This is a genomic window from Pauljensenia sp. C0170B4 (assembly GCF_056590235.1).
Map to the genome: position 1 here is coordinate 295,379 of NZ_JBWPVS010000003.1, position 14,005 is coordinate 309,383.

The 14,005-nt window shown below is 56.9% G+C and carries 13 protein-coding genes, 2 tRNA genes and 1 pseudogene; 14 read left to right on the forward strand and 2 right to left on the reverse strand.

The window, feature by feature from the left end; genetic code table 11:
- Positions 1-85 precede the first annotated feature (85 nt).
- The 14 genes and pseudogenes from dnaA to AC1EJ1_RS05635 form a co-directional block, all read left to right on the forward strand.
- Complete coding sequence (dnaA, locus tag AC1EJ1_RS05570; protein ID WP_070726077.1) at positions 86-1,492, forward strand: chromosomal replication initiator protein DnaA; 1,407 nt, start codon at positions 86-88, stop codon at positions 1,490-1,492.
- 531 nt (positions 1,493-2,023) lie between these two features.
- A complete protein-coding gene (gene dnaN, locus AC1EJ1_RS05575; protein ID WP_058237585.1) occupies positions 2,024-3,157 on the forward strand; it encodes a DNA polymerase III subunit beta in 1,134 nt (377 codons plus the stop codon).
- Positions 3,158-3,161: 4 nt separating this feature from the next.
- The gene (gene recF / locus AC1EJ1_RS05580) at positions 3,162-4,415 is read left to right on the forward strand and encodes a DNA replication/repair protein RecF (RefSeq protein WP_480293749.1); all 1,254 of its coding nucleotides are present in this window, start codon (positions 3,162-3,164) and stop codon (positions 4,413-4,415) included.
- The gene (locus AC1EJ1_RS05585) at positions 4,408-5,121 is read left to right on the forward strand and encodes a DciA family protein (RefSeq protein WP_480293750.1); all 714 of its coding nucleotides are present in this window, start codon (positions 4,408-4,410) and stop codon (positions 5,119-5,121) included. The genes recF and AC1EJ1_RS05585 overlap by 8 nt, the downstream gene beginning before the upstream one ends.
- A gap of 215 nt (positions 5,122-5,336) precedes the next feature.
- Entirely contained in the window at positions 5,337-7,373 is a 2,037-nt protein-coding gene (gene gyrB, locus AC1EJ1_RS05590; protein WP_480295510.1) for a DNA topoisomerase (ATP-hydrolyzing) subunit B, read from the forward strand.
- 72 nt (positions 7,374-7,445) lie between these two features.
- Positions 7,446-10,031: a DNA gyrase subunit A gene (gene gyrA, locus AC1EJ1_RS05595; RefSeq protein ID WP_058237581.1), complete on the forward strand. Its 2,586-nt coding sequence runs from the start codon at positions 7,446-7,448 to the stop codon at positions 10,029-10,031.
- Positions 10,028-10,432, forward strand: coding sequence for a DUF3566 domain-containing protein (locus tag AC1EJ1_RS05600; RefSeq protein ID WP_070726086.1), 405 nt, complete (start codon positions 10,028-10,030; stop codon positions 10,430-10,432). Before gyrA ends, AC1EJ1_RS05600 begins: the two co-directional genes overlap by 4 nt.
- A 122-nt stretch (positions 10,433-10,554) precedes the next feature.
- Positions 10,555-10,628, forward strand: a tRNA-Ile gene (locus tag AC1EJ1_RS05605).
- 33 nt (positions 10,629-10,661) lie between these two features.
- Complete coding sequence (locus AC1EJ1_RS05610; protein ID WP_227469239.1) at positions 10,662-10,814, forward strand: DLW-39 family protein; 153 nt, start codon at positions 10,662-10,664, stop codon at positions 10,812-10,814.
- Between the two features lie 78 nt (positions 10,815-10,892).
- Positions 10,893-10,968: transfer RNA gene (locus tag AC1EJ1_RS05615), tRNA-Ala, on the forward strand.
- A 213-nt stretch (positions 10,969-11,181) separates the two neighbouring features.
- Positions 11,182-11,907, forward strand: a complete 726-nt coding sequence (locus tag AC1EJ1_RS05620) for a hypothetical protein (RefSeq protein ID WP_480293751.1) — start codon at positions 11,182-11,184, stop codon at positions 11,905-11,907.
- 24 nt (positions 11,908-11,931) lie between these two features.
- Positions 11,932-12,537, forward strand: a complete 606-nt coding sequence (locus AC1EJ1_RS05625) for a hypothetical protein (RefSeq protein ID WP_480293752.1) — start codon at positions 11,932-11,934, stop codon at positions 12,535-12,537.
- Positions 12,538-12,548: 11 nt separating this feature from the next.
- Positions 12,549-12,998: an InlB B-repeat-containing protein gene (locus AC1EJ1_RS05630; protein WP_480293754.1), complete on the forward strand. Its 450-nt coding sequence runs from the start codon at positions 12,549-12,551 to the stop codon at positions 12,996-12,998.
- Positions 12,999-13,013: 15 nt separating this feature from the next.
- Positions 13,014-13,082: pseudogene (locus tag AC1EJ1_RS05635) on the forward strand (LPXTG cell wall anchor domain-containing protein); the annotation flags it as partial.
- Positions 13,083-13,158: 76 nt separating this feature from the next.
- On the opposite strand, the gene AC1EJ1_RS05640 reads toward AC1EJ1_RS05635, so the two are convergent.
- Together AC1EJ1_RS05640 and AC1EJ1_RS05645 are read right to left on the reverse strand one after the other, a co-directional pair.
- Positions 13,159-13,605 (reverse strand): hypothetical protein, encoded by a 447-nt coding sequence (locus tag AC1EJ1_RS05640; protein WP_092649015.1) that lies wholly within the window; start codon positions 13,603-13,605, stop codon positions 13,159-13,161.
- A complete protein-coding gene (locus AC1EJ1_RS05645; RefSeq protein WP_092649014.1) occupies positions 13,602-13,811 on the reverse strand; it encodes a helix-turn-helix transcriptional regulator in 210 nt (69 codons plus the stop codon). The genes AC1EJ1_RS05640 and AC1EJ1_RS05645 overlap by 4 nt, the downstream gene beginning before the upstream one ends.
- Positions 13,812-14,005: the final 194 nt, after the last annotated feature.

The following is a 14,005-nucleotide window of genomic DNA, read 5'->3' on the forward strand; positions in this document are numbered from 1 at the left end:
TACAGTGAGTTATCCGGACGTCGTCACAAACTGGTAGCGTTCAAGTGTTGAATGTCACGTCGGTTTCGCAGGTAAGGTAAGAACAGTGAGCAAGTCGTTATCCGATGCGTGGGCAGACGCCCTCGAATCGTTGAAATCCGTTGATTTAGGGCCATTGGCGGCGTCATTCATCAACATGGTGAAACCTCTGGGCGACATCGAAGGCACCATCTTGCTGGCCGTCCCCAACGAATTCACCAAAGGTTTCATTGAGACACGCGTTTCCGACGACGTCACGCAGTCACTGTCCCAGGCACTGGGTCGCAACGTGCGCATCGCTGTCACCATTGACACCTCGCTTGCACCGCTTGAAGACGAGAGCGCATCACCCGACGATGATCATGTTCCACCTTTGCAAACTCCGCGCGACGCCGGAGCCTCGCGCGTGCTCGATGCTGTGAATATCGATTCAACGGAAACCCGGCTCAACCCTCGCTATACGTTCGACACATTCGTCATTGGCCCCTCGAACCGTTTTGCCCATGCGGCGGCAACGGCAGTGGCTGAAGGACCGGCCAAGTCCTATAACCCCCTGTTTATCTACGGTGGGTCAGGACTGGGAAAGACTCACTTGCTGCACGCGATCGGTCACTACGCACTGTCGATGTATCCGCATCTGCGTGTGCGCTACGTCAATTCCGAAGAATTTACGAACGACTTCATTAACGCTATTCGCGAAGACCGCGCGGAGGAATTCCAGCGCCGCTACCGCGAAGTGGACATTCTGTTGGTGGACGACATCCAGTTCATTCAGGGCAAAGAGCAGACCGTCGAGGAGTTCTTCCACACCTTCAACACCCTGCATAACGCTAATAAACAGGTCGTTCTGACTTCGGATCTGCCGCCCAAACAGCTGTCAGGCTTTGAGGACCGGCTGCGTTCGCGCTTCGAGTGGGGTCTGCTCACCGACGTTCAGCCACCGGATCTGGAAACGCGTATCGTCATCTTGCAGAAGAAGGCCGTTGGCGAGGGGATCGAAGTGGATCCGGCTGTGCTGGAGTACATCGCCTCGCGTATTTCGTCGAATATTCGAGAACTCGAGGGTTCGCTGCTGCGCGTGACGGCTTTCGCCAATATCACGCAGCAACGCATTGACTTGCCGCTGGCTGAGATGGTCCTCAAGGACATCATTTCTGATCCCGATGACACCGAGATCACGTCCGCACTGATTATGGGTCAGACCGCGCACTACTTTGATGTCACGCTGGATCAACTGTGTTCAACTGACCGTTCCCGCACGGTGGTGGAAGCACGCCAGATCGCCATGTATCTGTGTCGCGAGTTGACAGATCTTTCATTGCCCAAGATTGGCGCAGCGTTCGGCGGTCGTGACCACACCACGGTGATGCATGCCAATAAGAAGATCACCGAGCAGATGGCGGAAAAGCGTGACATTTTCAACCACGTCACCGAGTTGACCAACCGCATCAAGCAAAAAGCTCGCAATTCGTAAGGATCGCCCGTACCGTTGAGCCACGAATTGACGAAGGGGGCGCGTCCAGCCGCATATTCCTTACTTACCCACCGCTGGGGATAAAACTGTGGATATCCTGTGGGTAATGACAAGAAATTTGTGATTCGATCTGTGGATCGATGCCTGCTCGTTGTGGATGCACGGACCGGTCTTGTGTGAATCCACAATCGGCTCATAAAGTGTCCACATCTCGTGCCCACATTTGTCCACGTAACGAATCGTTGAAATCGCGGGGGTTGACGGGCTTTTCCACACTTTCCACATGTCCTATGACGATGAAGAAAAAGAAATAAAAGATGAAAAAGTGGAAAACTCACAACAAACGATGGGTGGCCGATTAGTGAGTTCGCGAAGAGCTCGACGAAGCTCATCACACGGGTTCGTGGTCAGTTCTGATTTAATCCACATATTTCGCCTTGGGGTCAACTTCTGCATGAGAATCGAGTAGAGTTGGTTCGGTTCATCAAAACAGCTAATGAGTGCTCGCACGGGGAGTTGGAGGGGTACAGAATGAAGTTCACTGTCGCCCGTGACATTTTGTCGGAAGCCGTATCGTGGACTGCCCGAGCGTTGCCGCAACGGCCACCCAGCCCGATTCTGGCAGGTGTCAGACTCAGCGCAGATGCTGAGATCGTCACGCTGTCGTCATTCGACTACGAGGTATCCGCGAACTCGCATATTCCTGCCGAAGTACATGAGCCCGGTGAGGTTCTCGTATCGGGTCGCCTGCTGGCCGACATCTGTAAGTCACTGCCGCAGCGTCCGGTCGATTTCACTGTTGACGGACCGAAAGTGACGATCACCTGCGGATCGTCTCACTTTGTGCTGGCTGTGATGCCACTGGATGAGTACCCGCTGCTGCCCGAACATCCCCAAACACGCGGCACTGTTGATTCTGAAACACTTGCCCAGGCCATCGGCCAGGTCTCGATCGCCGCGTCGCGCGACGACACGTTGCCACTGTTGACGGGTGTGCGTATGGAGTTTGAAGGTGAGCGCATATCGCTGATCGCCACTGACCGCTACCGCCTGGCTGTGCGTGACCTGGAATGGGAACCCAGTGACCCGCAGTTCTCCGATGCGGCACTGGTGAAGGCCCGGATTCTGAGCGACGTGGCCAAGTCCACCGCATCAGGGTCGCGCGTGACGATCGGTCTGTCACGTGAATCCAAGCCAGGAGCATCATCTCTGATTGGTTTTGAGGCATCGGGTCGACGCACCACCTCCACGTTGATGGACGGGGATTACCCGCCGGTATCCCGACTTTTCCCGGAAACCACACCGATTCAGGCTGTATGTGATCGTCACGTGCTGCTTGAAGCGGTCAAGCGTATGGCGCTGGTGGCTGAGCGTAAGACGTCGGTGCGGATGGCATTTTCAGAAGGTCAGGTGGTCCTCGAAGCCGGCCAGGGTGAAAGCGCCCAGGGTTCGGAAGCAATTGAAGCTCAGGTCAACAACGAGATCACCACAGGATTCAACCCGTCGTATCTGATTGAAGGCCTGTCGGTACTGTCGGCCGACTTTGTGCGCTTCGGCTTTACACACCAGTCCAAGCCGGTTGTCATGACTGGTCAAAGTGAACTCGATGGGGGAGAGGACACCAGTTTCCGCTACCTGCTGATGCCCATCCGCTTCGGAGCGTGAGTGTGTGCGTATCTCGCACGTCGCACTTGATGATTTCCGTTCCTACCGTCACCAGGTGTGTGAACTTCCCGCTGGAGTGAGCGTTTTCGTTGGCCACAACGGTCAGGGAAAAACGAATCTTGTTGAGGCCATCGCCTATTTGTCAACGTTTTCGTCTCATCGGGTCGCTGCCGACACGGCACTGGTGCGGGTACCGACCGGCGAGGAGGCTCCTCCTGGTGGTGCCATGATCCGCGTGAAATTGGTGACAGGGGAGCACACGACGTCGCTGAGCGGGGACAACAGTGACAATGCTTCGGATACGTCACAGGCAGGTGAATCCTCCGAAAGGCGCGATCAAGCCGGCAGGCGCGACCAGGTGGTGGAACTGGAAGTGGTGCGCGGAAAAGCCAATCGGGCGCGCCTGAATCGCACCACGCTGGCGGCTAAGAAAATCCTCGGAATGGTCAGGACCGTTGTGTTCGCACCCGAGGATCTGTCCATTGTGCGCGATGCACCGCAGGTCAGGCGCCGTTTCATCGACGAATGCGCGATCCAGCTTCACCCGACGTTCAGCGCCGTTCGTGCAGATTTTGACCGTGTGGCACGCCAACGCGCCGCAGTGCTCAAAGCTGCCAGTGCACGTGTGCGTCGTGGCCAGGTCCCTGACCTATCAACGCTGGAAATCTGGGATGACCAATTCGTGGAACTGTCTGCGCAGGTCACACTTGAGCGCCACCGCGTCGTCACGTTACTGAGTACACCGGCATCTGATGCCTATAGCAGTGTGGCTGACTCGCCTCGAGAATTTTCAGTGGGCCTGGAAGCCTCCGTGTCAGCCTTCAGCGATATCGACGTCACTGACCCGACCGCGCACATTGAGGCATTAAGACAGGCCCTCCAGCATGTTCGAGACGATGAAGTGCGACGCGGTGTGAACCTTGTGGGTGCCCACCGCGACGACCTGGAACTGACTTTGGGACACTTACCCGTTAAAGGCTATGCATCTCACGGCGAATCATGGTCGGCTGCCCTGGCACTTCGCCTGGCATCCTTTGAAGTCCTGAGTGACGAGGGAGAACGGCCAATCCTCATCCTCGATGATGTCTTTGCTGAACTCGATGCGAAGAGGCGTCAAGCCCTTGTCGAGGTCATCAGGCAGGCAGATCAGGTGCTCATTACTGCGGCAGTTGAGAGCGATGTGCCCGATCAGCTGGACGCTCACATTTTTCGCGTCCACTGGGATCCAGAAGATGGCTCGGTGATTGAGCGTGAATGAAAATTCCGGACTGCTTTCTGATGGTGAGCGCACCGATGTGATCGCGCAGGCCACTGCTCGCATGCAGCGTGCCATGCTGGCTCGGGGAGCCACGCGCAGCACTCACCCGCGCGCCGCCGGCTCTTCTGGGCGCACTCAGCGCGATGAGTTCGCCCATGGCGCTCACGCTGGTGCAGGTGACACCGGTGCATCGAACGGTGATGCACACAGTGGTCAGGTCACCCTCGAACCTCGCAATGCACGCGAGGAACTGCGTGCGCGCGCCATGCTGGGACCTCTGTGGGCATTGCGGCATCGAAGCGGGGCTGGGCGCGCCGGGCGTGTGGGACTGGCTTCTGGTCGCTTACGGTGGAATGAACCGCGCTCCATTGGACGTGTCATCAAAAAGACCACGCATGATCGCGGATGGGATTCGTCGACCGCGATGGGGTCCGTTATGGCGCAGTGGCCAGTGATTGTTGGAGACAACGTGGCCCAGCACTGTTCAATCGAAACCTTCAATGACCGCACACTCATTGTGCGCTGTTCATCAACGGCGTGGGCCAAACAGCTCGTGCTGCTTCTGCCGCATATTGAGCGCCGAATTGCCGAAGAAGTCGGTGCCGGAGTGGTCGATCAGGTCATCGTCCGCGGCCCGTCGGCCCCCTCCTGGAACAAGGGCCGATGGTCAGTGAAGGGCAGAGGTGTGCGTGACACGTATGGGTGACCCCTCCCACACTTCACAAGAACCTGTCTTTTCGCAGCTCACGAGTACTTTAGCGTGGCCTACACCAACGTGAAATCAAGTCGAAAAACCCTGTTTTTTGGTAAAATATAAACAGATTATGAGTAGTGTGTCATGTGGACACACGGTCCCGGAATTTTCCGGGAGGGCAGCCAGCCCGCGGTGCACAGCACCATCACAATGAGGGGAGCCGGTGAGTGGCGGACGAAGGGATCAATTCCCAGCCAAATGAGGACCAGGGGCATTACGGGGCATCAGACATCACCGTTCTGGAAGGTTTGGAGGCTGTTCGTAAGCGGCCTGGCATGTATATCGGTTCAACGGGAGAACGCGGCTTGCACCATCTGGTGTATGAAGTGGTCGACAACTCCGTTGACGAAGCTTTGGCTGGATATGCCGACCACATCGAGGTGACGATCCAGGCTGATGGCGGCCTGAAGGTAGTCGACAACGGGCGCGGTATTCCAGTGGATATTCACCCCACCGAGGGGCGACCAACCGTTGAGGTCGTCATGACGATTCTGCACGCCGGAGGCAAGTTCGGAGGCGGCGGGTACGCTGTTTCCGGCGGTCTGCATGGCGTGGGTATTTCCGTCGTGAACGCTCTGTCCACCCGGGTTGATACTGAGGTGCGTCGACAGGGGTACGTGTGGCGGATGTCCTTTGCCGATGGCGGGGCAGTGGTCTCTGAGCTCGAACGTGGCGAGGAAACCGACGAAACGGGCACTACCCAGGTGTTCTATCCAGATCCACAGATCTTCGAGTCCACTGAGTTTGACTTTGAGACGCTGCGTCACCGCTTCCAGCAGATGGCGTTCCTCAATAAGGGGCTGCGCATCACGCTGACCGATGAGCGCCCCTGGGTTCAGGACGAGGGCGACGAGATCACCGGGGATGATGAAGGCCCAGCTGACGATCCTGTTCCAGGGTTCCGCCGCGTGTCCTACATGTATGAACATGGCTTGCGCGACTACGTGGAATTCCTGGATTCGAGCCGCAAGACTGACGTCATTAACTCCGAGATCATTGATTTTGAAGCTGAAAACGATCCGGGCACGATGTCGCTGGAAATTGCGATGCAGTGGACAACGGCGTACTCGTCGAGCCTGCACACCTACGCCAACACGATCAATACGACCGAAGGCGGAACACACGAAGAGGGCTTCCGCACGGCACTGACCACGGTGATCAACCGTTATGCCAAGGAGCGCGGAATCCTCAAGGACAAGGACGAAAACCTGTCCGGTGAAGATGTGCGTGAAGGTCTGACGGCGGTGATCTCCATCAAGCTGACCGAACCGCAGTTCGAAGGCCAGACCAAGACCAAGCTGGGGAACACAGAAGCCCGCACATTCGTCCAGCAGCAGGTCTACCAGCACCTGCAGGACTGGTACGATGCGCATCCTGCCGACGCCAAGGCGATCATCATGAAAGGTCAGCAGGCTCAGTTGGCGCGCGTCGCGGCACGCAAGGCCCGTGAGGCCACTCGGCGCAAAACCGCCCTGGACACGCTGTCGATGCCGACGAAGTTGCGCGACTGCTCGTCCAAAGATCCCTCGGTGTGTGAAATCTTCATTGTCGAGGGTGACTCGGCAGGTGGTAGTGCCGTCGGTGGGCGCGACCCGGAACACCAGGCGATTTTGCCACTTCGCGGAAAGATCCTGAACGTTGAAAAGGCTCGCCTTGACCGCGCGCTGAACTCTGAGACGATCCAGTCGCTCATCAGCGCCCTGGGCACTGGCATTGGTGAAGAGTTTGACATCAACAAGTTGCGCTACTTCAAGATCGTGCTGATGTCAGATGCTGACGTGGATGGCCAGCACATCGCGACCTTGCTGCTGACGTTCCTGTACCGCTATATGAGACCACTGGTGGAGCAAGGGTACGTGTACCTAGCGACACCTCCGCTGTATCGACTCAAGTGGACGAATGCTCCGCACGAATACGTGTATTCGGACAAGGAGCGTGACGACTGTCTTACTGAAGGGCTCAAGGCCGGTCATCGCCTGCCCAAGCAGGGCGGCATCCAGCGTTACAAGGGCCTGGGTGAGATGAACGACCAGGAATTGTGGGAAACCACGATGGATCCTGCGCACCGAATTTTGAAGCAAGTCGAGGTGGGCGAAGCAGCAGCTGCCGACCAAATCTTCACCCTGCTGATGGGTGATGACGTGGAATCCAGGCGTTCGTTTATTCAACGAAACGCTCAGGATGTGCGATTCATTGACGCCTAGCGCCGCGGCGCAACGACAGTGATCCGACCATCGTCAACAACCTACTGATCAGGGACCAAGGAGAGTTTCATCGTGAGTGACGAGCCCACCACAGAGATTGAATCAACCGCTCCGCACGGACGGATTGATCAAGTCGACCTCGAAATGGAAATGAAGAGGTCGTACCTTGATTACGCCATGTCGGTCATTGTGGGCCGCGCCCTTCCGGACGTGCGAGACGGCCTCAAGCCGGTTCACCGCCGCATCCTGTATGCCATGTACGACGGCGGATACCGCCCCAATGCAGGTTTCTACAAGTGCATGCGCGTCGTCGGTGACGTGTTGGCGCACTACCACCCTCACGGTGACATCTCCGTGTATGACGCTTTGGCTCGCCTCATCCAGCCGTGGTCAATGCGTTACCCGCTCATTGCCGGTCAGGGTAACTTTGGTTCTCCCGGTAACCTGGGGCCTGCTGCCCCTCGTTATACCGAATGTAAGATGGCGCCCCTGGCGATGGAAATGGTGCGCGACATTGATGAAGACACTGTTGACTTCCAGGACAACTACGATGGGCGCACCCAGGAGCCTACGATCCTGCCGTCGCGTATTCCGAACCTGCTGATCAACGGGTCGGAAGGTATTGCCGTGGGTATGGCCACGCGCATCCCGCCGCATAACCTGCGTGAGGTGGCCGAGGGTGTGCAGTGGGCACTTGAGCATCCTGATGCCACGCGTGAAGAACTGCTGGCAGCTCTCATGGAACGCATCAAGGGCCCGGATTTTCCTTCCGGTGCGACGATCCTGGGTCGCAAGGGCATTGAGGATGCCTACCGCACTGGCCGCGGCTCGATTATTCAGCGCGCCATTGTCGAGGTTGAGGAAATCCATGGCCGCACGTGCCTGGTTGTCAAGGCGCTGCCTTACCAGGTCAACCCCGATAACCTGGTCCAGAAAATTGCCGACATGGTCAAGGCCGGCCAGATCCAGGGTATTGCGGATATCCGTGACGAAACGTCGGGCCGTTCAGGCACGCGCCTGATCATGGTTCTCAAACGCGACGCGGTTGCCAAAGTTGTCCTGAACAACTTGTACAAGCGCACGCAGCTGCAGGACTCGTTCCCGGCGAATATGCTCGCCCTGGTGGACGGCGTGCCGCGCACACTGTCGCTGGATGGATTTATCCGTCACTGGATCAGACACCAGATCGAAGTCATTGAGCGGCGCACTCGCTTCCGTTTGAACAAGGCGCGCGAACGCCTGCACATTCTGGAAGGCTACCTCAAGGCGCTCGATGCCCTCGATGAAGTGATTGCGCTGATTCGTCGCTCTCCAACAGCCGACGATGCGCGCACCGGCCTGATGGACCTGCTCAACATTGATGAAGCGCAGTCTGATGCCATTTTGGCGCTGCAGTTGCGTCGCCTGGCCGCCCTCGAACGTCAGAAGATTCTGGACGAGCACGCACAGTTGCGTGACCATGTGGCCGACCTGGAAGACATCCTGGCCACCCCGCAACGCCAGCGCGACATTGTGTCCACCGAGCTGGCGGAGATTGTCGAGCGCTACGGTGATGAGCGTGTCACCACGATCGTGCCGTACGCGGGCGAAATGTCGATGGAGGACCTCATCCCCGAAGAGGACGTGGTGGTGACCATCACCCGTGACGGTTTCGCCAAACGTACCCGCACCGACAATTACCGTTCGCAAAAACGCGGCGGCAAAGGTGTGCGCGGCACTCAGCTCAAGGGCGATGATGTGGTGGAGCATTTCTTTGTCACAACCACGCACCAGTGGCTGCTGTTCTTCACGAACCTGGGTCGTGTTTACCGCGCGAAAGCGTATGAGATTCCGGAGGGCGGTCGCACCTCCCGCGGTCAGCACGTTGCGAATCTGCTTGCGTTCCAACCCGATGAGCGCATTGCACAGGTCCTGGCTATTCACGACTACGACGAGGCTGACTACCTGGTGCTGGCCACACGGTCCGGTCTGGTGAAGAAAACGCGCCTGTCGGAATACGACAGTGCCAGAACCGGCGGCATTATTGCGATCAACTTGCGTGATGATGACAACGGAGAGCCTGATCAGCAGGTGTCTGCTCAGCTGGTGAACGCTGATGATGATCTGATCCTGGTGTCCCGTAAGGGGCAAGCGGTGCGATTTACTGCCAGCGATGAGCAGCTGCGTCCGATGGGGCGCGGCACGTCGGGTGTGCGCGGCATGAAGTTCCGTGACGGCGATGAGCTGCTGGCGATGGAAGTTGTGCGCGAGGGTGCGGACCTGCTGATCGTCACAGATGGTGGCTACGCGAAGCGCACCCCGTTGAGCGAATATCCTGTGAAGGGTCGCGGCATTTTCGGCGTGCGAGTAGGCAACTTGGTGGATGAACGAGGTGCACTGGTGGGCGCCCTCGTTGTCGACAGTGACGAGAATGTCATGGTGATTACCGAATCCGGTAAACTTGTCCAAATCAACGCGTCCGACGTGCGTGCCACCGGGCGCAACACTATGGGTGTCATTTTCGCTCGCCCGGATGACGATGACCGCATTATTGCGATTACGCGTCACACGGAGGATGACGAAGATGAGGCCGTTGATGAAACCGCCGACGAATCAGCTGCACAAGAGGCTGATGAGCCTGTAGCGTCAAGTGCAGAAACTGAGGAGGACGAGCAATGAGCGATCTTGAAGACCTCGATCAGCCGATCCTGGATGAGGATGTACCGCGCAGAGTCGACCTGTCGGTAGCGCGCGTGGACCCGTGGTCAGTCATGAAGGTTGGTTTCCTGTTGTCCGTGGCGCTGGGGATAGCGTTGGTGTTCGCCACCCTGGTGTTGTGGCTGATGCTCGACTCCATGCACGTTTTCGGCGACATTGAGGAATTCCTCAAGAATCTGAGCGCGGAACGTTTCGTCACGCTCATGGAGTACCTGCATTTGTCGAAGGTGCTGTCCTACGCGACCATTGCGGCGGTGGCCAACGTCATCATGATCACGGCGATGTCGACGCTGGGTGCGTTCCTGTACAACATCATCGCCTCATTGGTGGGCGGGGTGCGCGTGTCCTTGATGGATGAGTAGAGGCGCGAGCGGTGGAAGATGGCGACTGTGGTGTCGGTGAATGTCATAGACGTCACTAGGCTCTCGTTTTGTTGTCGCACCGATGCTCGGGTACGATAGTTCGGTGCCCTTGGGGCGCGGATGGGCCTATAGCTCAGTTGGTTAGAGCGCAGTCCTGATAAGACTGAGGTCGCTGGTTCGAGTCCAGCTAGGCCCACTGTCCACACTCAGCTGAATGGGAGGCGGAGCGGTGAAGAAGGCGATCACGACCATTGCGGCGCTTGCCGGTGCTGCGATAGCGGGGATTGTCGTTCGTCAAATTGCTCAGGACCTGTCCAATAACGCTGATCTGTGGAGGTCCGTCACCGACGAATATGAGCCGGAATCTTCCACCGCTCATTAACGACGGCGACCCGACCCGACCGCTTTCTGGGCGGTTGTCTGGAGCTGTCACCGTCAGGTACGGTAGGAACTCAATAACGGGGCTATGGCGCAGCTGGTAGCGCACCTGCTTTGCAAGCAGGGGGTCGTGGGTTCGAGTCCCACTAGCTCCACCACTGGACGCTCATTGTGATTCACAATGAGCGCTTTTTGTGTCGTGGCGACGAATATTGGGCTAATGCCGGAGTATTGCTGAGTGTACGATATCCGGGTCCAGATTCTGACTCCCTTTGAAAAAAAGGGACCTCATGAGGATGTTGTCACACACAAAGTCCGTGTATCCTGTCATACATTTTTCAAGTGTTAGTTTGTTGTTGGCTCTCCTGCTGATGTGTGGCATCACCCCAGTGACGTGGGCAGATGGTGATGGAAGTGATGCCGCTGCCGCTGATCCTGCTGTGGAATCCAGCGAGCCGGCATCTGATGCCGGTCAGCCGAGCCCGTCACCTGTCGATCCTGAAGCGGCTCCTGCGGAGGCGGCTCATGCCTCAGAAGCTGCTCCGACTTCTGAAGAGGGTGCTCCTGCCCCGGCAGAAGATACTGCTGTTTCAGTCGAACCGAACGATACGTCTGCGCGTGAAGCGGCAGCTCCACCTGCAGAGTCCTCGGAGGCCGCGCCTTACAGTGTCCAGATCACCTTTATGTACGGTGAGAATGTGCAGGCGAAGCAAACCTTCACTGACCCGGAAGCGGTTCTCGGTACGCAGGGTGTACAGACCGATATCAATCAGTGGCCTTTCAGGATGTACTTCCTCGGGTGGTCTCCAGATCCGAAGTTCAAGGATCTTAAGAAATATTCGGAAGACAGTCCGTTCTACTTTGCGAGCCAGAAGGTTGGCGACATTTTCCCAGCCGGAACCGCGCCTCAGACCCTGCACGCTATCTACGTATCCAATACCGACTACGTCGGCCTGGATACCACGTCGATGGCAACCATCAACTGCGGCAAGAGCGGTGAGCAAACAGCGCCTGACTCCGACATCAAGAAATTTGAAGTCGAAGGCGATATGCCAACCACAACCGCTTACTACGACGACCGTACCGATGGTTACTAGGTTTCTTATGAGGCGCAGTTTTCGATGCCTCCGTTCACCTCGATTACTGTCTACAAAGATCCGATAGTAGGTGCGTTGGATAACGGTTCTGACTGGAGTCAGTTGGCGAACAGAACAGCCAAGGCGACCCACGTCGATATGCGCGTCAAGCTCGACGAACGCATCGTGATGCCGGAGCGGATGAAGATCAAGTTCTCCAGCTACACATTCCGTCCGATCGCTGTCTACGCCGCAACGAACGCCGATGGCAGTGAAGTTGCGATGGGGGATAAGGACAATCCCGGCGGGAAATATGGGGTTTCCCTCGTTGCGGATGGCAAGACGGCAATAGACTTCGCAGAAAACAATAATCCAGACACGATCATCGAAATTGTCCCGTGGATGACGAATGCCGCTGGCGAACGTGTTCCCGTCCACGAAATCGTGGTTCGTACTCGTACCCGAACCGGATATGACCAAGCGCCTGGTGGTGACCGCATTCCTGCGACCTATGAGAAGATCGCCAAGATGCAGCGCCTGATGCTTGACGATTCGAGCGCTCCGCTCACTGTCAGCCCAGAAGATGCCCTGAAGATCGCCAATGGCGAAGCAGATCCGATTCAGGTCACTGGAATGCTGAGGGCGTGGTGAAGGCTTCCGTAGTGAACGTCTTTGGACAATCCCTTGGAGGCAAGCTCCTGCTTGGCCCGGTGCAAGCCAACAACGTGGACGTGACATTTGCCTTCAACAAGGTGAGCTTCGATGAGAACACACCTCCTGGTGCTGCTGAAAAAGACCTCGGCACGATCAATGTTGTGCACAAGAAGGGTATTGAGGCTGACTCATTAACTGATCAGAGCATGCCGACATTGCCTGCTTCAATGGAGGTTGACGGTGTCCACTACAAATTCAATGGGTGGAATACTCAACGCGATGGGAAAGGCACGAACTTCACAGGCACTACTCCGGTGACCGAGGACATGACACTATACGCTCAGTGGACGACGCGTGACTCTGAACCTGTTCCCGACCCTCAACCAAAGCCAGGTGTCGACCCGGGAGACTCGGTCCAGCCGAGCTATTCTGCGCGGAAACTTGCCAGCACTGGGTGAGCTGACGGATACGTTCAGATGGCAGCAGGCGTGATGATGCTGCTTGCTGGCAGCGCCATGGTCATCCGACGCCGCAAAGCCTGATCACCAGCTCAATACTGGGTAGTATGCCGAAGGCGAAGGGGTGTGTGACGCCGGCCCTGTTGTCTGACGCACCAGCTCAGAGTTTGCGACTCCAGTATCCGGTAAGGACGAATGCAACGATAAGTTGGAATGCGGCCGCGCATTGAAGAGCGATGAATGCCGGGATACTGAAGGCGCCGACGATGAATGACGCGCCGACGAGTGTCATCGACAGCACGGTGACAATGGGTCTGCCTGAATGAGCGCGAATGGCGGCTTCACGCTCATCAGTTTCACGGATATAGGCTTGCCTCAAGGTACTGTCATTGCGCATTTTGCTGAGGTTGAAACTCATGTAGCCGACGCAGATGAGTTCGAAAACAATTCCTGCTGCGGTGATGATGTTGACGATCGGTGCATCCGGGATGTTTGCGCGCAGTATTAAGTTTCCGAAGAAACTCAATGCGAGGCCGGCGATGACAAAGATCAGAGCCAGGCTGTGGCGCTTCTTGAGTTCTGTGCGGTATTGTTCGAGTTCGTTCATGTTGTTTTCTCCAGGTCTGTGAAGTCGAAAACGTTCTCGATTGTGAGGCCGAAGTAGTGGGCGATTTTGTATGCCAGCGGCAGGGACGCCACGTATTTACCGGTTTCAATTGAGGTGATTGTTTGCCGTGTGACGCCGACTGCCAGAGCAAGGTCTTCCTGTGAAAGCTTGCGTTCTTTGCGTAGTTTCGGGATCTGTGTTCGCATCTTGCTCCTGTCACTGTGAAGCATTCCGACACAAAAAAGACTAGTAAGCTTTGCAAAAACTGTCAAGCGTGCTTTGCAATCTGTGTGGTAGCTCCACGCCCGATGTCACATGCGAAAGCCGCGCAGGAACTCGGGGCGATGCACATGTGAAGCGTGGACGACGAGGTACGACTTCACAGCAGCCCATGAAGTTC